The organism is Christensenella intestinihominis (assembly GCF_001678845.1).
Classification (GTDB): domain Bacteria; phylum Bacillota; class Clostridia; order Christensenellales; family Christensenellaceae; genus Christensenella; species Christensenella intestinihominis.
Genome location: NZ_MAIQ01000015.1, coordinates 1 through 20,011, shown reverse-complemented (window position 1 = coordinate 20,011; position 20,011 = coordinate 1). Strand labels below are relative to the sequence as shown.

Sequence of the window (20,011 nt, the reverse complement as noted above, 5' to 3'; positions counted from 1 at the left end):
TGCTGCGCAAAAAAAAAGATGCACGGCGCTATCCCTGTAAAACGCCGTGCATCCAAAAGGAAGTAAAAAAGAACTATGTTAAGCTGTTTTTTATTGCAGCTCCCGCGCGATCTGCCGCTGGATATATTTCTGGCGGACAAACAGCCCGAAGAATACCACGCAAATCAGGATAATCCCCTGGATCAGTTCGGACATCTCCGCGCTCACGCGGCTGACCGTCAATCCGTTTTGCAGGAACGCAAGCATCAGAGCGCCGACGACCACCTTATAAAATTTGCTGCCTGCGCCGCCCGTAACGGGAACGCCGCCCACGAACATCGCAATCATAACCTGCAGCTCCAGGAAATTTCCCATCGTCGGGGAAATCCCGCCAATGTTGCCCACCGTGAAAATCCCGATCATACCGGCCATCGCCCCCGAAAGGGCGAAGCCCAGGATTTGGTATTTTGCAACTGAAATCCCGGCGAATTTACCCACCGTCTGGTTTTCGCCCATACACCGTGAGAAATATCCAATTTTCGTATATTCAAACAAATACCACATCAGGGCGATCACCCCGAGGAAAATCGGCAGCTTAATCTCCATACGGTTCAGCATCAAAATCTGCTGATCCACGAAGAATACCTGCCCGTTGGTAATAAATGCCACCAGCGCGCGCAGCGCGATCAGCATTGCCAGGGTAACCATCAGGGAAGATACCTTGCATTTGCTGATAATTACGCCGTTAAGAATCCCCACGCCGATTCCAACCCCCAGCGAGATCAATATAAAGGCCCAGAAGCCAAGGGACATGCTTGCAATCCCGGCAATTGTCCCGCACAGCGCCACCAGCGAGCCCATGGAAAGATCGGTGCTTCCCTGCGCCGCGACAAATACCATCCCGCCGCCGCCCAGGCAAAGAGGAATCATAATGCTGATTACCGTAAGCAGGTTGGTTGCCGACCACATATTGCCCTGGTTGATAATTGTAAAAATGACAATAATAACAATCAGGCCGACAAACGGGAACAGCCGCTGGAAAAATGTCCAGAAATCTTTTTTCATTACAGCATCACCTCGATTATTTTTTCTTCCGTAAAGACCTCGCTCCTCTTCATAACCGCGGCGAGCTTTCCTGCCTTCATCACCATCAGGGTGTCCGCCATGCCAATCAGCTCGGGCAGCTCGTCCGATACGACGATCATGGCAACTCCCTGCTTCTTTGCTTCCAGCATGGAACGGTAAATATAGGATTTAACCCCCACGTCCACGCCGCGCGTCGGGCAGTCCAGGATCAGCACTTCCTTATCCTGTATCATCCACCGGCCAAGGTTCACCTTTTGCCGGTTTCCGCCGGAAAGACCGCTGATTACCTGCGCAATGCCCTTTGTCTTTACCTCGAATTTCTGAACGACCCGTTTGCTGACCTCCCGCCGCCGTTTGGGGCTTAAAAAGCCAAGCTTTCCTTCCGTCATATCTACAGCCGCCAGGCATACGTTATCCTCGATGGAATCATTCACCATCAGGGCCTGTTTATCCCTGTCCTTGGGGACATAGCCCATCTTTTCCAGCATCGCCTGCCGGGGGCTTTTCACCACAGCGCCCGTTTGGGTGAGCCGTATTGTGCCCGCTTGTGACGGGCGCACCGCAAAGAGGGTTTCCGCCAGCTCGTGGATGCCCGCCCCCGAAAGGCCGCAAAAGCCAAGTATTTCGCCCCTGTGCAGATCAAAGCTGATTCCTTCAAACGCATCGCTCGTGAGGCCCTTGACGCTCAGGACAACCTCGTCTTCAAAGCTTTCCTTCTGGTCGCTGCGGTAATATGCCCCTTCAAGGTCCCGGCCGACCATCATCCGCTTCACGTCGTCCGGGGAAACCTCGTCGCACCGGCACGTCCCCACAATTTTTCCGTCCCGCATGATTGTGATGCTGTCCGTCACTTCGATCATTTCTTCCACATCGTGCGTCACCATCAAAACCGTTTTTCCGTCGTTCCTGAATTTCTTAATCACCTCAAAGAGGATATCCCGGTAATTGAGGGAAAGCGCCTGGGTAATCTCGTCCAGAATCAACAGGTCGGGACCGATGGAAAGCGCGCGGATCAGCTCTACGATTTTCTTTTCCTCCACAGAGAGCGAGCCCGTCATCGACTGCACCGGGAACACGGGGAAATTCCATTTTTCAAACTGCTCCGCCGCGGCTTTGTAGAGCGCCTTCATATCCAGCACGCCGCCCTTTTCAAAGCGCTGCGTCCTTCCGAGGAAGATATTCACGCCAATCGGCAGGCCGTCGACAAGGCCCAGCTCCTGGACGACCGTACCAATCTTATGGTCGCCTGCGTCAATCGGGTTTTCCGGAAGGTAGGCCGCGCCGTTCATCGTCATTTCCCCGCTGTCCTTCGGGGCAAGCCCCGCAATCATAGAGATCAGCGTGGATTTTCCCGAACCGTTCTCGCCGATCAGTCCGCGCACCTCCCCCGCTTCCAGCGTAATGGAAACATCGTCGTTCGCATGGGTTGCGCCGAAATATTTTTTCATATGTTCCGCACGGAAAATAGTTTTCTCAGCTCCGTTCATTGCACTACCCCCTTATACTTCCTCTGTGACAAGATGCCGCAGATGATTACGGCAGCGCCCATGAACACCTGCTGCAGCGTGCCGGACGGCACCCCGAGAAGTGTCAGCACGTTGAAAATCGACGTCAGCAGGAATGCACAGATAATCGCTCCTATCGTGATATTAAAAATCCGGTCGAATGCTTTGGCAAGCAGGAACGCTGCCAGGGGGGTAAATATAACCGATATGCTGGCCAGGCCCGTCGTCGGCGCTACACGCCCCGCAAAGCTCATATTTACCGCGCTGGCAAGCCCGAGGAACATCGCGCCCACAACACTCGCCATCAATACCGTTTTGCCGACGTTAATCCCCATCATTCCCGCAACGGCGCTGTTACTGCCGACTGCCCGCAGCCCAAAGCCCAGCTTTGTCCTGTTATAAATAAGGAATGCAACCACCACGCATACCACAATCACAATCACGTTCACCGGCGGCGCGCCAAGCTCCCGGTAGAGGTCTCCAAGGGAAATTGACTGCGTTCCCTGCGCAATCATCGCCGCATTATACAGCGCCCCGATTGCTTCATATACCATCGTCATTCCCAGCCCAAAAATCCATGCCGGAATTTTTGTAACCAGGATTAATTTTACATTGAGTAATTCCAGTCCGATCGCCGTTACAACCGAACCGATGATAAGTCCGAAATAACCAAGTCCCAGCTGCACGGCGAGAATACCGCCCACATTGCTTGCCAGTATCATCATTGCCCCGGTGGAAAGGTCCATGATTCCCGATGTAAAAATGAAGATAAAGCCCAGCACCACCAATGCCGGCACAATCGAGCTGGTCAGGATGGCCAGCATATTGGGGCCTGTCAGGAACCTCCACTCTGTGACCGCGCTCAATATGATATAAATCACGACAATTGCGGCAATCGCGAGCAGCGTCGTTTTTCGTTGCGTGCTTGCCGCCTTTGTCTGCAGCTCGGAATTGATCCGGCCGCTGCCTGTATTTCCCATAGCAACCTCCCTCCTACGGCTCCTTTCGCAAAAAGGGAACCAAATGCCGATACAAGGCGCGCCCTCCGCCTTAAGGGAGGGCGTGCCGTATCTTTTTTCCTTTTTGTCAGTCGGCCAGGGCCGCGTCCAGCTCTTCCTGCGTCAGCAGTCCGGCGTCTACCTTTGCCTGCAGCCTGCTTTCCACAGTATAGCCCGAAATTGCATCGTTGAACGTGTCATAGGTTACGCCAGGGCCAACCATTGCCTGCATCTCTTCGTCGGAGAACGGCTGCGAGTTAATCCAGAACTGGTTGTAAAGGTCCACGAGGCTGCTCGGGAGCACCGCGGCGCTTACCTTGAACAGGGGCGCTTTTCCGTCGGCGTCCTTGATCGGGTTCCCTTCAAGGTAATTAATCAGCAGCTCCGCCGCAAAATCTCCGCCAACCCAGTGCGCGCCGTTTGCCGCGGCAACGACTCCGCTTTCGAGGCCTTCCAGAACAGCGGGGTCAAGGTCGGTCGCAAACATTTTCGCATTTACCTCGGGATGCTTTTCCAGGGCCTGGATGGTCGCCGAAGCTACGTCGCCGTTGGTTCCATATACGCAGTCAACATCCGGATGCGCCGTCAGCAGGTCGTTCGCGCGGGTCAGAGCCTTGTCTACCGTGGGTTCGCCCCAGCCAACGTCCAGAACCTCGCCGCCTGCCGCCTCAAACGCTTCCGTGAAGCCTTCCACGCGTTTGATGTGCGTCGGGTCCGTGTTGAGCGCCGTTACGACAATTGCCTTCTTGCAGCCCTGTGACGCCGCATATTCGCCGATGGTCTTCCCCGTAACGGAATCGTCCGTTACAGCGCCGCCCACATACATCGGGCTTTCCTGGAGCTGTGCCGCCACATCGTCCGCCGGGATATGGTCTACGATCGCAAACGGTACGTTTGCCGCCTCGCATTTCTCGGCAATCACCGGGAACAGCGTATCGGACATCCCGAGGAAGATGAGTCCGTCCACGCCTGCGGCGATCATGTTGTCCACGTTCGTTACGGATTTCTCCACCTGTGTTTCATCGTTGGTTACCATCAGTTCGATATCCAGTGCATCGCAGGTTGCCTGGATTGTATTTTCCAGGATATCGACCGAATAGTTCCCTTTCAGGATGTTGTTATGGCCGATCAGCAATTGGCCGCCGGTTCCGCTTCCTGCCGCTTCGCTTGCCCCGCCGGCCGGTTCCGCGCTTTCCGCCGCCGAACTTTCCTCAGGCGCAGAGCTTTCCGCCGTTCCTCCTGTCGATGCCGGAGCTTCCGTGCATGCCGTCAAGAAACATGCGCATACGATTACCAGCGCCAATACTACCATGAGTGTTTTTTTCATTGTTTTTCCTCCTAATATTTTTCGTTTTTTGTGATTCCACAAAACGTTCAAGACTCTTTATATTTAATGGAAACGGTTCATTGCCGCCAGCATTGTGCGGTAACGCTTCTGCTTCTCGTCTTCCCCAACGCCTTCCATTGCCGGAGCGATTACCTTGTCCCAATACTCGCTGAGCTTGCCCGTCGCCGCAAAGAGAATGCTGAGTTCCACGCTTTCCCGCGTCAGCCTGCCTTCGGGGCAATGCTTCATCAGCTCGTCCAGCGCGCCGGGAATGATAACGAGCTTTCCAAGCGGGGTATCTTCGTTCACGCCGTAAGGGTTATAGCCCTTCACTTCAAAGGGCACCTCCGCGCAGATATTCCGCGAAGAATTTCCTGCCAGCACCTTGTAATATCCCGGCTCGACCTGCCACTTTTCCGTGCCGTCGTCATAGCTTTTCAGCATATCGGCGGTGATCGTAAATGTAATTTCCTTTTCCTGCCCCGGCTCAAGCCAAACCTTGCGGAACGCCTTCAGCTCCTTGGGCGGCTTTACCAGCGTCGGCTTTTCCTGTGCGATATAAAGCTGGACCACCTCTTTTCCGCCGCGGCTTCCGGTATTTTTCACCTTCACCGTTACGGAAAGGTCGTCGCCTTCCATATCCGCATTCATACAATCGCGGTCCAAATGCAGCCCGCCGATTTCAAATTGCGTATAGGAAAGCCCGAATCCAAAGGGGAACATCGGTTCAATCCCTTTCAAATCATAGTAGCGGTAGCCCACGAAAATGCCCTCGCCATACATGACCTTGCCGCCCCGTCCCGGGAAATTCCCGTAGGTCGGGCAATCCTCATACCGTTTGGGGAAGGTCAGGGGCAGCTTGCCCGAAGGATTTACCGTTCCGTAGAGGATATCCGCCGCCGCGCGGCCGCCCTCCATTCCGGGGATGAACACGCACAGCAGCGCGTCCGTATCGTCAATGAAGCCCCTTACGTCCACCGGCCCGCATACGTTCAAGATCACGACCGTTTTCTTTCCGGCTTTTTTTGCCTTCCCGAGGGCGTCCTTCAGTACCTTTTCATCCTCCGCGTCTATTTTCAGCGACGCGCGGTCAAAGCCTTCCTGGCCGATCACGCCCACCGTAACCACCACCGCGTCCGTATCCTCGGTGATTTCGCCGAAGCGCACGCGGCCGTCCCCGGCAATGTCGCGGCAGCAATCATACACATTGCTCGTCCGGTCGGTGATAACATTCGCGCTGCCGCCGCCCGCTTCGATAAACTTCCTGCTTTTACTTCCAAAAAAGCTAATGTTTGCATCTTCCGGAAACGGGAGCGTACCTCCCTCGTTCTTTAAAAGGACGATCCCCTCTTTTGCCGCGTCATACGCCGCCTGCCGGGAGTCCTCAAGGTCGATCTTTTCCGTCTTTTTTCCCGTCATGACCGGGGCTTCGAGCATCATACCAAGGACCCGCTCAAGCGCCGTATCGAGCGCCTCTTCCGGCAGTCTTCCATCTTTGACCGCCTCCACGATGGGCGCGGTGTTTCGCGGCCCCGGCATATCAAAATCGTTCCCGGCCCTAAGCGCTTCGACCTGGTCGTACACGCCGCCCCAGTCCGATACGACGAAGCCGTCAAAGCCCCATTCGCCGCGCAGCACATCGGTCAGCAGCCAATGGTTCATTGCGCAGCATTCCCCGTTGATTGCGTTATACGCACTCATAACGGTTTTGCTCTTTCCTTTCTGCACACAGGCTTTGAAACCCGGAAAATAAATTTCATACAGCGCGCGTTTCCCGATTGTCTCGTTTACGCCCCTCCTGTCGGTTTCCTGGTTGTTGGCCGCAAAGTGCTTGGGGTTGGCAAGCACGCCCTCCTCCTGTACGCCCGTCACGAGCTCAGGGGCCAGTTCCGACACCAGGCAGGGGTCTTCGGAATATCCTTCAAACACCCGCCCGCCGAGGGGGTCGCGGTGAATATTGACATTAGGGGTCCCCAGCAGTACGTCGACCCCATAATAATTCGCCTCTTTTCCAAGCGCGTTGCCCACCCTGCGGATATTTTCCCTGTCCCAGGTCGCCCCGAGCAGGATTCCCGGCGGGAAGCAGCCCGGCATCACGCCCCCGGGGATATACGCCTTCATTCTTTCTTTCATCGCGGCGACTTCTTTGCGGGTCTCCCCGTCAGCCTGCGCCGCCGCCTGTTCGTCCGCGTCGAGCGCAAGCAGCTCCGGGACGACCTGGGCTTCCGAATTGATATCGAAAATGGCGCCCCCGCCTTCCGTAGACATTTCATGGTTTTTGCAAAAACAGTCCAGATACATCTGGAAATAATTTGCACCCGTGCCCCCGTCCAGGAAATACAGGGACGGAATCCCATATTTTTCCAGTCCGGTGCCGAAAAAAAGAGACCCTCCGGTCAAAACGCTTGCTTTTTCTTCAAGTGTCATTTGTCCTATGATCTTTTTTACAGAACTGCGGTCTTTTAACTTTTCCATAGTGCCTCCTGCTTTTTTTGTTCAAAAAATACTTTCATTCCGGTACGATTGCACATTTTCCTGTGTAATAAACACAAAGCCCGAATCCGTCGTGTCCGGCACGTCGTTCCCGCTTACATGGTTTACTGCGTTTTCCACCGCGAGCTTTCCCATCTTATAAAAGTTCTGTGCCAGCGACCCCCATGCTTCTCCCGCTTCAATAGCGTCCAGCATCGGTTCCATTGAATCCGTCCCGAGCACCGTAACCTTGTCCAGCATGTCCTTTTCTTTTAAGACCTGGACGACGCCCGGCGCGCCCGCGCCTTCCATGGACCAGAAAAAATCGATTTCCGGATAGTTCTCAAGTATCTCATACGTCCTTTGAACCGCTTTCAAGGAATCCGTATTGTCCGTCTCCCGGACCACTACCTTCACATCCGGATATTTCTCTTCCAGAACTTTTAAAAACGCCTCGTATTCCTGGATTTGGTTAATCACGTCGTAATCCGTGCACAGGACCGCAACGTTCGCCCGGCCGCCCGATTTTTGTCCGATCAGCTCGGCCGCTTCCTGTCCAAACCGCTCTACATCCGTACCCACATAGGAATCGCGCAGCCCGGGAGCGGAATCGCCGCAGATCGTTACAACCGGTATGCCGGTTTTCTTTGCTTTCTCCATAACGTCCACAAACAGCTCCGGCTCGATCGGGTATACGATAATCGCATCGTAGTCCTGGTCAATCGCCTCTTCCATGACATCAACCATGTAGCTTGAATCCGTGATATCCGGCCCGCGCCATGTAATGGTGGCTCCCAGTTCTTTCCCGGCGTCCTCCGCCCCCGCTTTGGCTTCCAGCCAGATCGGGTGCTTCGCAAGCGGCGTAATAAACATGATCTTCATGTCTGTTCCCACTTCCGTTACCGATTCTTCTTCAAATACGATAGCGCCTTCCGTTGTACGGCATGCACACAAAGCCAACAGGCAGATAGCCGCCATTCCTATTGCTACGGCCCGCTTGATGCGGCCCGTAACCGTTCCATATTGTTTTTTCATTTGTGATCACTCTTCATTCCGGAATTGAGCAAGTCTTGCTTGCTGTTTTCATCATACTGAAAAAAGGCCCTCCTGTATACTCAAAATTCTTTGGAATAGGGTGTATTATTTTACGATTCCCGCTTTCCCCTTTCCAATCGTAAAAAAAAGGGATACCGCCCGTCCGGGGTATCGTGTTATGATAGATTTAGTTTTATATGTAATTTCTCATTCATTTTTTGGTGTTTTTATACAGGGAGTTTAATAATGGATCGTTTTTTGAGCAAGCTGTCATTTTGGTATTTCAGTATTCCCTTCCGGCGAAAAACCGTCTGCTTCTTCCTGCTGCTCGTAATCATCGTGACACTGATTGCGGAAGGCTTCGGTTACGTTTTTTACCGTGATATCCTCACCAAAGAGATCAGCCAGCAGCTTTACGGAACGCTTTCCAAAATTGACGACAACATTTCCCAGAGCATGAACGCCGTAGAACAGACCTCCGCGGCGCTTTATGAAAACACCGTCATCAACGGCTACCTGAACACGGATTTTTCCGATATAGAGCAATCCAAGGCGGCCTCCACGGTTCCCAACGAGCTGCTCAATGTCCTGATGGACTCCAACGACGACCTTTCATCCATCTACATCTCACGCGCGCAGGCGGTAAGCCTCCACCAGGGCAAGCTGTTCGATTATGCCTGGGATTCGATCAGGCTAAGCTCCATTTTCCAGCTTGCGGAGGCGCAAAAGGGCGATCCGGTATGGATTTATGATTATTACACAACCTCGCACCTGCTGACGGAAAACAACAGGATTTTATGCAATGCAAGAATCTCCTACGATGAAGCCGGGGAGCCGGGCGCGCTGATGCTGGTTAATCTCAAAGAATCCGCCCTGACGGACGCCCTCACCGTTGAAAGCAATGAATCCGGCTCCTCCTACCTGATTATGGATAACGAAGGAACAGCCATTGCACATTCCAAAAACTCCTTTTTGGATATTTATACCGCCCACCTGCCCTTTGTCGACCATATCCTCGCGCAGCAGAACTCCTTTTCGTTCACCATCAACAATGTGGACTATCTGGTCAACTGGTCTCCCTCGAAGAATTATGACTGGTATCTCGTCAGCTTCACACCCTTCGATTATATCGATAATAACCTGGCGAATCTTTTCTATATTATTCTAATGACCTTTTTGCTGTCCATGGTGATCGGCACGCTCCTGAGCTTTTTCTTCTCGCGCGGCCTTACCTCCGCTATCACAAGGCTTTCGGCGATGCTTCCGCAGGTGGAAAAGGGCGACTTCTCCGTGCGCGCGCCCGTGCGGGGTACGGACGAAATCAACCAGCTTTCCCTGCAGTTCAACAACACGCTGAAAAAACTGCAGGATACGATCGACGAGCTTTCCGCCGAGCAAATTGCCAAGCAGATGGTTGAAATCAACGCGCTCCAGGAGCAAATCAATCCGCATTTCCTGTATAACACGCTGGAATCGATCAACAGCCTCGCAATCCTGCGCGGATATAAGGACATCAGCCAGCTTGTGCTCGCCCTTTCCCATATGCTCCGCCTGAGCGTCAATAAGGGAAACGCCTTCTTAACGCTGAACCAGGAAATTGAGCGCGTACGGAACTACCTCTATATCCAGAATATCCGGTACGACGGGAAATTCCGTCTTATCTGCCGGATCGGCGCGGAAACGGAAAACCAGCCTGTAATCAAGCTGCTCCTGCAGCCCCTGGTCGAAAATTCAATCATCCACGGCTTTGAATATAAGGAAGAAAACTGCATCATTGCCATTCGCTCTTTCCGCCGGGGAGACCGGCTCGTGATCGAGGTTATCGACAACGGCTGCGGCATCGGCGCGGAAACCCTGCAAAGGATTGAGGAAACGCTGCAGCCGGACACCAAACCCGGAAACGATATCTATGGAATTTATAATATCCACCAGAGGATACGGCTCCGCTATGGCGCGCAGTATGGAATTTCCTTTACCTCATCTGCCGGGCATTATACAAAAGTAACGATCATCCTGCCTTACGAAGAACAAAACGGAGGACCCAATGTATAAAGTTTTAATCGTTGACGACGAAAGCCTGATCCGCAAAAACATCGAATTTTCCATTGATTACGAGCATCTGCCCCTTACCGTGTGCGGCCTTGCAAAAAATGGCCTCGAGGCCTCGGAGCTCATAATCAGCCAGGACCCCGATATCATTATCACGGACATCAAAATGCCGGTGATGGATGGCATCGCGCTCATCCATGAATTAAAGGAAAACAACATTGAAAAAAAGGTCATCGTAATCAGCGGCTATGATGACTACGAATACCTCCGTCCGGCCCTTACCTACGGCTCTGTCGATTATATCTGCAAGCCCGTCGATCCCCAGGAGCTGAACCGCGCCCTCCTCACCGCGGTTGGCGCGCTGGACCGGGAGCGTGAGGCCCAGCGGCGGGAAGAATCGATGGCCGCGCAAATCGAGCAGAACCGCGCGTATCTTTTGGAGCACTTTTTCACTGAAATTGCGCAGGAGCGGCTCCGCTCCCAGGAGGAAATCCGGCAAACGCTGGATTTATTCCATATTCGTTCCTTTTCCTCTTCCTATATGTGTTTTGCGATCGGCTGCGACTCCGCTTCAAGCATGTCCGCGCTGGACTTCAACTGTTTCGTGCTTTCCCTGCGCGAGCTTTTTTCCAACGAATATACGGGCTATGACATTTTTTTCGCCCAGAATAATACAGACCTGCTGTGCGGCGTAATCGCTTCCGAGCATGCCCCGCGCGAGGTGGAGTTCAGCGAAGAGGTGACGGAACGGTCGGAGCGCATCCTGCAATTCCTCACCGACTCCAACCATATTTCGGTCACCATGGGGCTTTCCGGCGTACACAACAGTGAAGCCGGGCTTCCCGATGCTTTCCGCGAGGCCGCCACCACGCTGCACGACCGCTTTTACCAATCCGCCTCGCCGGTGCGCTGCTACACCGAGGTGTTTTCGAGCCATACCTCCACGCAGCTTTCCCTGCTCGATATCGAAAAAAATATTCTCCAGAATATTTCGTCTTCCGATTATGCCCTTGCCTCCGCCAACACCGGGCTGTTCTTTGACCTCCTGTTTTCTTCCGGCCAGTTCCAGCGCCATACCCAACACCTTGCGCTGCGCGGGCTGATCCTGCATCTGGAGGAATTTATTTATGAATCCGGCATTTCCGGGAAACGCCTGCTCAGCCTGCTGGAGGATGTCAGGAAAAAATCCGCATCCCCGGAGCATATGTTCGTCACAAAAAAGGACCTTGACGACTTGATCCTTGAAATCATCCGCAGTATCTCCGCCAACCGCAACGAAAAGTACAAGGATATCATCCAGCGTGTGCTCCGCTACCTCCAGGAAAATTACGCTTCGGACATCGGCCTCAATGACGCGGCCGAGCAGGTACAGCTCACGCCAAGCTATTTAAGTTCCCTTTTCAAGCAATATTATGGCAAAAGCTTCCTGCAATGCCTGACAAACCTGCGTATCGAGGAGGCGAAGCGCCTGCTTAAGGACCCGGAACAAAAAATTGCGGATATCGCTGTCAAATGCGGTTTTTCAAATTCAAAATATTTCGATAAAATCTTTAAAAAACAAAGCGGCTACACTCCCACGGAATTCCGCCTCAAAAATCCGGATTAAAAAAGCGCCTTACGGCGCTTTTTTAATTTCTTTCCTATTGCACTTCCAGCGTAGTTTCAAGCGCGTGCGCGTCCCGTGAGGAAGTCCCGACGATCACGCGATAGCAGATCGGGTCCACAATCCATTCATTTTTCGTATCGTCGTAATACGCGAGGTCGCGTATCGCAAGCGGAATGCTGACCGTTTTCGTCTGCCCCGGCTCGAGCGCCACGCGTTCAAAGCCCCGCAGGTCTTTCGGATGCCGCTCTACGGACGGGCTCAAATAGCCCGTATAAAGCTGTACGACCTCCGTCCCCGGCACATCCCCTGTGTTCGTCACATCGACCAGCACCTTTACGGTATCTCCTTCCCCGGCGGCCTTTGCGCTCACACGCAGGTTCTTCAGCTCAAAATCCGTATAAGAAAGCCCGTAGCCAAACGGATAGCGCATATCATAGCCTTCCTTGTCCGCAAGAAAATAGCCGTGGTAATAGTCATATTGTGCTTTTACCGCGTTTACCTCAAAGAAAGGAAGCTGGCTCTCGTCCCTTGGAATGGAAACGGGCAGCTTCCCGCTGGGTGATACGTCCCCGAAAAGAACATCCGCCAGTGCGTTCCCGCCTTCCATTCCCGGATACCAGATCATCATGATTCCCTGCACAGTTTCACACCATGGGTCCATAATAATAGAGCTTCCGCCCATCACACACACCGTAACGGCCCGGTTATTGCGCGCGCACGCCTCGATCAGGCGCAGGTCGCTTTCATGCAGGCGCAGGTCGCTCCGGTCGCCGCCCACAATACCGTCCGCGCCGCCGCTGAACGTTTCCATATACTCTCCCTCGTCCGCGCAGGTAAGCCCTGCAATGATGACGACGGCGTCCGCGTCCTTTGCCTTCCCGGCGGTTTTCTCCAGGTCAGCGCCGTCGTCATAAAGGATTGTGGCTTGCTTTGCCCGGCGATAAATTCCCTCGAGGGGCGTTACGGCGTAAGGCGGGCGAACCGCGCTCGAGCCCTTTCCGTCGCCGATATTGACTTCTCCCGCCAGCTTCCCGGCAACAAGTATTTTTTGTCCGTTTTTATCGTTCAGCGGCAATACGGCTTCGTTCTTAAGCAGTACGAACGATTCCTGTGCGGCGCGGCGCGCAAGGTCTATATGCTCCCTGCAAACAATTTTTTCCGGCTCGGGCTTTTTGCCTGCGGTCACCTGGGCGAAACGTATTTTCTGTCGCAGTAGGCGCAGTACGGCGTCGTCAATGACCGTTTCTTTCACCCTACCGTTTTTGACCGCATCAACCAGTTTCATGCCCCAATGGATCGTGGACGGCATTTCGATATCCATGCCGCCGTTTACGGAGTCCTCCGTGTTCCGCACGCAAAAAACAAAGTCCGAAAGAATGAAGCCGCGGAATCCCCATTCATCCTTTAAAATTTTATTCTGCAGATAGGCGCTGTGCCCGCACGGCTCGCCCCTGAAATAATTATATGCGCTCATCACCGAGGCCGCGCCCGCCTTTACGCAGCGTTCAAAATGCGGCAGATAAATTTCACGCAGGGAACGTTCGTCCATATCCACGTCCACTTCAAACCGCGTATTCTCAATACTGTTCGCCGCAAAATGCTTAATGCAGGCCATGACATGGTTCTGTACGCCGTTCGTCAGCGCTTCTCCCATGGCTCCCAAAAGATGAGGGTCTTCCCCGAATGATTCCTGCGCCCTGCCCCAGGCCGGATGCCGCACCAGGTTAATGCATACTCCTCCGTAATAGTTGCCGCCCTGGGCCCTGATTTCCGTTCCGATGGCGTTTCCAATTTCATATTCCATCTCCCGGTCAAACGAGGCCGCGCGTCCGACCGGAACCGGAAAAGCTGTTGAGTGATACATTACCACTCCGGTCGGTCCGTCTGAAAATTTGACTGCCGGCAGGTCGAGTTCTATGTCTTCCCCTCCGAAATAAGGCGTTTTATTATATTCCCGCGTTATGCTGAGCGCAATGGAATCCAGCGATTCGTCGCCGCTCATTTGGTTAACCTTTTGCTCCAGTGTCATTTCCGCCAACACTTTTTTTGCCAGGTCGTCAATTTGTTCCTCCGAAAGGCCGTGCAGGCCCTCAAACCGTCCCCATTCACTGTCGAGGTGACGCGGCGGGTGTTCCGCTTTCTCCTGTTCCACCCGTCCCTTGAGCGTTTCCATCTGCTCGGCATTGAGTTCGAGGACTTCTTCGTAGCTGGTCAGGTACGTTTCCTTCATATACGCCATTTTCACTGTCTCCTTTTTGATAAATGATAGGTCTCCATGCTTCTCATTATACGGAGATTAAAGCCGTTTCCTATCCCAAATCCTTTTGATTCCGGTATACATTTTTTGGATCGCCATACCCGTCTGCAAAGCCGTCGTCACGAAATTTCCGGATATGTTGATTTCTGTCCCAAACCTTATCGGACCCGAACAATGCTTGAGAATCCAAGTTGTATATCGCACTTCGCCTCTGGCTCGCGCTCTTAAGAACCTTTTCGGTTCGAATCCCCCAATATAAAAAGCCATTCCGTACGCTTCACATACAAAATAGATGCAGCTAAAAACAGGGCCTCGCGCGAGCCCCGCGCAGCGGGTCGCGTGGGGAAAAGGAGCGGCAGTGGAGCATGAAAAAGCCCTCGCTTTTGCGAGGGCTTTGGAATCGCGGAACTTGCCGCGACGTGGTGTGCCAGATAGAGTCATATCCGAACAAAGGGCGTGGGGAATACTCACGTCCTTTGTTCCATTTTGGTAGTTAATCAGCATTGCCAGCTTATCATAAACAACAATACGGTGCACAAAAAAGTCAACAAGTAATTGACGGCATTTCAGGCTCTGAATATCACCGTTACGGAAACCCTCGAACCAATTCATAATCAGTTCTCTTGTCAGTATCGGCTTTGACAAGCGTTCCTGTGCAATTCGTATTTCAATATTGCCTTTCTCTTCTTCCAACCGTTGTTTCGTTGTTCCTGTGATAATACCTGATTCGATCGCCTGCATGATATTGGTGAGTTTCTTGTTTACAGAACGAAGCTGCGAATCAAGCAAAGGCAAGGCGGTATCATTCATAGCCTGATGTTCAAGGATAGAATCAGCAATTTCCTCTAGCACATCTTGTCTCATAACTTCTGATTGCAGCTTGGAAATAACCATAGCCTCCAGTCATTGCTTGGGGATGGATTTTTTCTTACAACCCCTGCGCTTTTTCCGCTCCAAACAGGAGTAGTAGTAATGGACTGTTCCATTACTGCTTGTTCCGCTGTCGCCCACCATAGGCCCTTCACAGCAACCACAGAACAGCTTTGTTTTCAGTATATAAGGTTCTACAGCCTTAGACGAAGCCGGCGCTTTCCTTCGCTTCTTCATACGCTGTTCCATCTTACTAAACGTATCTTTATCTATAATGGCAGGAATACCGTTCTCAATGACAATATCCCGCCATTTGTATTCCCCAATATACTTGCGGTTCTTCAATATTCTGTGCAGCATCTTTTGATCCAGCTTCTGGCCCTTGTGATTGCGAAAGCCTTTTGGATTAACCTCTGCTATGATTTCCGGCCCCTGATACCCCTTAGCATACATTTCAAATATCCGCTGAACAAGCGGTTTCATCTCATCATCTATAACAAAATGACTGTTCTCCACCTTATAACCGGGAGGGGGCGCAACACCGTTGGTTTGGCATTTCAGCGCCCTCTCGTCCATTCCTCTGACTACATTTTCGCTTAACTGCACTGAGAAGTACTCTGCAAATCCTTCGATAACGCTTTCCAGGATAATGCCGGACGGATCGTCCGGCACCTGTTCGGTTACAGATATGACTTTAGCGCCGTTTTTCTTGGCTATGCGCTTATTCATGGCAGCGTCAAAACGGTCTCTGGAAAACCTGTCAAACTTCCACACAAGGATGTATTGGAACTGCATGTTGGCTGTTGCTTGTATCATCTTCTGGAACTCCGGCCTATTATCTGTTCTTCCAGTCATCGCACGGTCAATATATGCATGGATAACCGTAAATCCGTGCTTTTCAGCATATTGGTTCCCTCTAAGACGTCTGCCGTTTCATCGTAAAGCTGTTTGTAGTTTTCAACAGCTAAAGCATATTCGGCACTACGAGAAGATAGATTGTCCACAATATCCTGTAAAATCAAGCTCAATTGTCAACGCGCCGATATTATGGAGTTCGTAGAATCGGATGAAGAAAGCGATAGCGAATAACTTAAATGAACTTGTCACTGAGTTATTTACTCATTTCATATAAAACAATCATACTATAAATAGGCCACTCGACACACTTCGGTTGAAGTGACAGTCTTCAAAGATAAGGCTGTGCATTGCGCTTGCGGTCGAGTAGCAGTCAGGCGGTCCCCTCCAAAGTGATGGGGCCGTTTTTTGCGTCTTGAGTGATGATGTTATCTTGCATATTAAAGATGTAGTTATGAACAGACGAATGGAGGAATGATTTTGACTGCTTACTCGTAAGGGTGGCCGTTCACGCAAGCTCAAAATGACTGCACTCGTAAGAGTGGTCTTAAACGTGAGCACAAAAGAAGTGTATGCCATGCCCCGGTATACATGGCTGGTTGAGACGATTACACGTCGATTTATCGACGGGTAATCGTCTCAACCCAGCTAGAAAAGAATATCTATGGTAACTAGAGAAGATTGGTAAAGCGTTTTTTTGAAAGAAGGCGTGACTGAGAAATTATCGGATATGGGGCGTCAGCATTCGGGAGCTGGATAAAAAATCCCCGGTCTATCATTTGCTTAACATTCGTCTACAAAAAGAAAGGAGCTTTTTTTATGGGAAGTATTATCTACCAGGTGCAGGAAGTACTAAAAGAACAGATGCGGGATGGGGACAGCCGATACTCAGCGAAAATAGCGGAAGGAACACACACGCCGGAAGGAATTTTTACCTATGACACACTGGAAACATATTTAAAACAATGCTGTTCCTTTGCCAAATGGGTACATGCCGAGCACAAGTACAATACGCTTAAGAAAACGCGGCCTTATATAGAAGCATACCTCCAGTACAATATGGATAGGGGGCTATCTCCCAACACCCTTACTACACAGCGTTCCGCTCTATGTAAGCTGTACAAATGCCATGCACAGGATTTGAACATTAAACTGCCGGAACGACGCCGGGCAGATATCAAGCGCAGCCGGGGTAAAGCTGTGCGGGATTATGGCTTTTCGGAAGAAAACAATAAAGATGTCATCAACTTTGCAAAGGCGACAGGGTTACGGCGTCATGAGTTGGAAGCACTCAGTCCGCACCAAATACAGTATGAGGATGGGGAAAACTAAAGCTGATTGATGTGGTTGGAAAAGGCGGTAAGATACGCGATGTAGAGGTTTTGTCGGGATGCTATGAGGCTGTAGCCAAATATGCCGATGTACGCAGAAAGAGTGTGTTCGGGAAGGTGCATTCTCATATGGATGCACATGGTTATAGAAGGGATTACGTATCTGCTTTTTATCGGATCATGGAAAGACCGATGGATGGGCTGGATCGCAAAGAAAAGTATTATTGCAGAAGAGACAAGAAAGGAATTGTTTATGATAGACAGGCGATGCTGTACGTGTCACGGCAGTTGGGGCATAATCGGGTTTCTGTTATTGCAGGAAATTATTTGTAATAGATACCTGATAGTTATTGCTTAATTTAAAAATATAAACTAAACTATTATTATAGGTAACAAAATCTTCTTATACGGGCTATATGTTTATAAAATATAAAATGATATTTAGGGTAAATAAATATGTCAAATCCACTATCAAAAAAACTGATGACAGAGTGGCATCCCACTAAAAATAAAGCTTTAAAACCTGAACAGGTCACCGCAGGTTCACATAAAAAAGCATGGTGGATTTGTAATGAGGGGCATGAATGGCAGGCTGCTGTAAAAAGTAGAGCTATTGGCCAGGGTTGTCCTTATTGTGCAGGACGAAGAGTTTGGATAGGCTATAATGATTTAGCTACAATAAATCCTACGCTTACTAAAGAATGGCATCCTACTAAAAATGAAGACTTGAAACCTGACCGGGTCACTGCAGGTTCGAAAAAAAAGGTATGGTGGATTTGTGATAAGGGACATGAATGGCAAGCTGCAATTGCAAGCAGAACAGTTGGATGGGGTTGTCCTTATTGTGCGGGAAAAAGAGTTTGGATAGGCTATAATGATTTGACTACAATAAATCCTACGCTTGCTAAGGAATGGCATCCTACTAAAAATGAAGACTTAGAGCCTGAGCAGGTCACTATAGGATCACATAAAAAAGCATGGTGGATTTGTAATAAAGGGCACGAATGGCAGGCTGCTGTAAAAAGTAGAGCTATTGGCCAGGGTTGTCCTTATTGTGCAGGACGAAGGGTTTGGATAGGCTATAATGATTTAGCTACAATAAATCCTGCACTTGCTAAGGAATGGCATCCCACTAAAAATGCAAATCTAACACCTTATAATGTTACACGTAATTCTGGAAGAAAAGCATGGTGGATATGTAACCATGGCCATGAATGGCAGGCTGTTATAGCTAGCCGTATTGAAGGAAGTGGTTGTCCTTACTGTGCTGGTAAGAAAATACTAAAGGGATTTAATGATTTGGCTACAGTAAATCCCATACTTGCACAAGAATGGCATCCTATCAAGAATGATCAATTAACTGCTGCTGATGTGACTCAATATACAGGAAAGAGGGTTTGGTGGCTATGTCATAAAGGGCATGAATGGCAGGCTTTAATAAGCAACCGTGCTAATGGAGCTGGTTGCCCAATTTGCAAGCGTGAGCATCATACTTCTTTTGCCGAACAAGCTATATATTATTATATATCCAAGTTTTTTAAAGCATTTAATAGATATTCATTTCACAAAAAAGAAATTGATATTTTCATTCCCTCTCTGGCTATAGGAATAGAGCATGATGGATGGTTTCATAGAGAATATAATGCTCAGATTAGAGAAAAAAAGAAGAATGTATTTCTTAATCAGGATGACATAACATTAATTCGTGTAAAAACCCACACACAATATGCTGTTGATGAGACATCTGGTATTATTTATTATCAATATCATCAAACTAATTATTCAGAGTTAGAAAAGGCAATCAAGCAAATCTTTCGGTTTTTAACCAAAATAACAGGCCAAGAATACAATCCTAATATAAATATAGATCGAGATAAAAACAAAATTTATCTTCAGTGTCGTACGCAGGAAAAAGTACACTCTTTATTTTCCAACAATCCAGAAGCCAAAAAGTATTGGGATTTTGAAAAAAATAAAGAAATTGATCCTAATTATGTTCCGCCAAAAACACTTAGAAAGGCTTGGTGGAGGTGTGAAAAAGGCCATGAGTGGGAAATGGAAATTAGTGAGTTTTCAGTAGGGCGGAGATGCCCTTATTGTGCAGGACGAAGAGTTTGGATAGGTTACAATGATTTAGCCACGGTAAACCCTATGCTTGCGAAGGAATGGCACCCTGTTAAAAATGGAATGTTAACTCCCTTAAATATTACTGCTAACTCTCACAAAAAAATTTGGTGGCAATGTAAAAAGGGCCATGAATGGCAAGCTAAACCGAATAGCCGCTCACATGGAAATAGTTGCCCATACTGCTCTAATCGTAAGATATTAAAAGGATACAATGATTTGCAAACTACTCATCCATATATTGCTAGGCAATGGCATCCTACTAAAAATGAAGCCTTGAAACCTGACCAAGTCACTGCAGGTTCTAATAAAAAGGTATGGTGGACTTGTGATAAGGGACATGAATGGCAAGCTGTTATAGCTAAAAGAACCAAGGGTAGTGGATGTTTGTTGTGTTATAAGCAAGATACAACAAATCCGAACACCTCACCCAAAAAATAGACGTTCGGATTTGACTTAATTGGTGGCAGCGTTTCAAATTTTGTGTATTCTCAGAAATGAGAAGTAGAATATCGAA

The 20,011-nt window shown here is 50.1% G+C and carries 14 protein-coding genes and 1 pseudogene; 5 read left to right on the top strand and 10 right to left on the bottom strand.

Annotated features, from left to right (window positions below):
* Nucleotides 1-90 precede the first annotated feature (90 nt).
* The 6 genes from BBD38_RS13590 to BBD38_RS13565 form a co-directional block, all read right to left on the bottom strand.
* Nucleotides 91-1,044 (bottom strand): ABC transporter permease, encoded by a 954-nt coding sequence (locus BBD38_RS13590; protein ID WP_066689148.1) that lies wholly within the window; start codon nt 1,042-1,044, stop codon nt 91-93.
* A complete protein-coding gene (locus BBD38_RS13585; protein WP_172807851.1) occupies nt 1,044-2,513 on the bottom strand; it encodes a sugar ABC transporter ATP-binding protein in 1,470 nt (489 codons plus the stop codon). The genes BBD38_RS13590 and BBD38_RS13585 overlap by 1 nt, the downstream gene beginning before the upstream one ends.
* A gap of 35 nt (nt 2,514-2,548) precedes the next feature.
* Nucleotides 2,549-3,550: an ABC transporter permease gene (locus BBD38_RS13580; RefSeq protein WP_066689144.1), complete on the bottom strand. Its 1,002-nt coding sequence runs from the start codon at nt 3,548-3,550 to the stop codon at nt 2,549-2,551.
* A gap of 106 nt (nt 3,551-3,656) precedes the next feature.
* Nucleotides 3,657-4,895 carry a sugar ABC transporter substrate-binding protein gene (locus BBD38_RS13575; RefSeq protein WP_066689142.1) on the bottom strand — a complete coding sequence of 413 codons (1,239 nt, stop codon included), beginning with the start codon at nt 4,893-4,895 and terminating at the stop codon, nt 3,657-3,659.
* A gap of 63 nt (nt 4,896-4,958) precedes the next feature.
* Complete coding sequence (locus BBD38_RS13570; RefSeq protein ID WP_066689140.1) at nt 4,959-7,370, bottom strand: glycoside hydrolase family 3 C-terminal domain-containing protein; 2,412 nt, start codon at nt 7,368-7,370, stop codon at nt 4,959-4,961.
* Nucleotides 7,371-7,391: 21 nt separating this feature from the next.
* Nucleotides 7,392-8,402 (bottom strand): sugar ABC transporter substrate-binding protein, encoded by a 1,011-nt coding sequence (locus tag BBD38_RS13565; protein ID WP_066689134.1) that lies wholly within the window; start codon nt 8,400-8,402, stop codon nt 7,392-7,394.
* A 246-nt stretch (nt 8,403-8,648) separates the two neighbouring features.
* Between BBD38_RS13565 and BBD38_RS13560 the strand changes: the two genes are divergently transcribed.
* Nucleotides 8,649-10,454, top strand: coding sequence for a cache domain-containing sensor histidine kinase (locus BBD38_RS13560; protein ID WP_066689131.1), 1,806 nt, complete (start codon nt 8,649-8,651; stop codon nt 10,452-10,454).
* The gene (locus BBD38_RS13555; protein WP_066689129.1) at nt 10,447-12,057 is read left to right on the top strand and encodes a response regulator; all 1,611 of its coding nucleotides are present in this window, start codon (nt 10,447-10,449) and stop codon (nt 12,055-12,057) included. The genes BBD38_RS13560 and BBD38_RS13555 overlap by 8 nt, the downstream gene beginning before the upstream one ends.
* 34 nt (nt 12,058-12,091) lie before the next feature.
* On the opposite strand, the gene BBD38_RS13550 is transcribed toward BBD38_RS13555, so the two are convergent.
* The 4 genes and pseudogenes from BBD38_RS13550 to BBD38_RS13540 all read right to left on the bottom strand — a co-directional run.
* On the bottom strand, nt 12,092-14,296 hold the full coding sequence (locus BBD38_RS13550) for a beta-glucosidase family protein (RefSeq protein ID WP_235829142.1): 2,205 nt from the start codon (nt 14,294-14,296) through the stop codon (nt 12,092-12,094).
* Between the two features lie 57 nt (nt 14,297-14,353).
* Entirely contained in the window at nt 14,354-15,208 is an 855-nt protein-coding gene (locus BBD38_RS13545; protein ID WP_066689123.1) for a hypothetical protein, read from the bottom strand.
* Nucleotides 15,209-15,217: 9 nt separating this feature from the next.
* Nucleotides 15,218-15,421 carry a recombinase zinc beta ribbon domain-containing protein gene (locus BBD38_RS15045; protein ID WP_268873186.1) on the bottom strand — a complete coding sequence of 68 codons (204 nt, stop codon included), beginning with the start codon at nt 15,419-15,421 and terminating at the stop codon, nt 15,218-15,220.
* A pseudogene (locus BBD38_RS13540) lies at nt 15,422-16,084 on the bottom strand (recombinase family protein); the annotation flags it as partial. It lies immediately after the preceding gene.
* Nucleotides 16,085-16,858: 774 nt separating this feature from the next.
* Here BBD38_RS13540 and BBD38_RS13535 point away from each other — a divergent pair.
* The 3 genes from BBD38_RS13535 to BBD38_RS14340 all read left to right on the top strand — a co-directional run bounded on the left by BBD38_RS13535 (nt 16,859) and on the right by BBD38_RS14340 (nt 19,935).
* A complete protein-coding gene (locus BBD38_RS13535) occupies nt 16,859-17,371 on the top strand; it encodes a site-specific integrase (RefSeq protein WP_066689119.1) in 513 nt (170 codons plus the stop codon).
* Between the two features lie 179 nt (nt 17,372-17,550).
* Complete coding sequence (locus BBD38_RS13530) at nt 17,551-17,703, top strand: hypothetical protein (RefSeq protein ID WP_172807850.1); 153 nt, start codon at nt 17,551-17,553, stop codon at nt 17,701-17,703.
* A gap of 123 nt (nt 17,704-17,826) precedes the next feature.
* Nucleotides 17,827-19,935, top strand: coding sequence for a zinc-ribbon domain-containing protein (locus BBD38_RS14340; RefSeq protein ID WP_082989698.1), 2,109 nt, complete (start codon nt 17,827-17,829; stop codon nt 19,933-19,935).
* Nucleotides 19,936-20,011 lie beyond the last annotated feature (76 nt).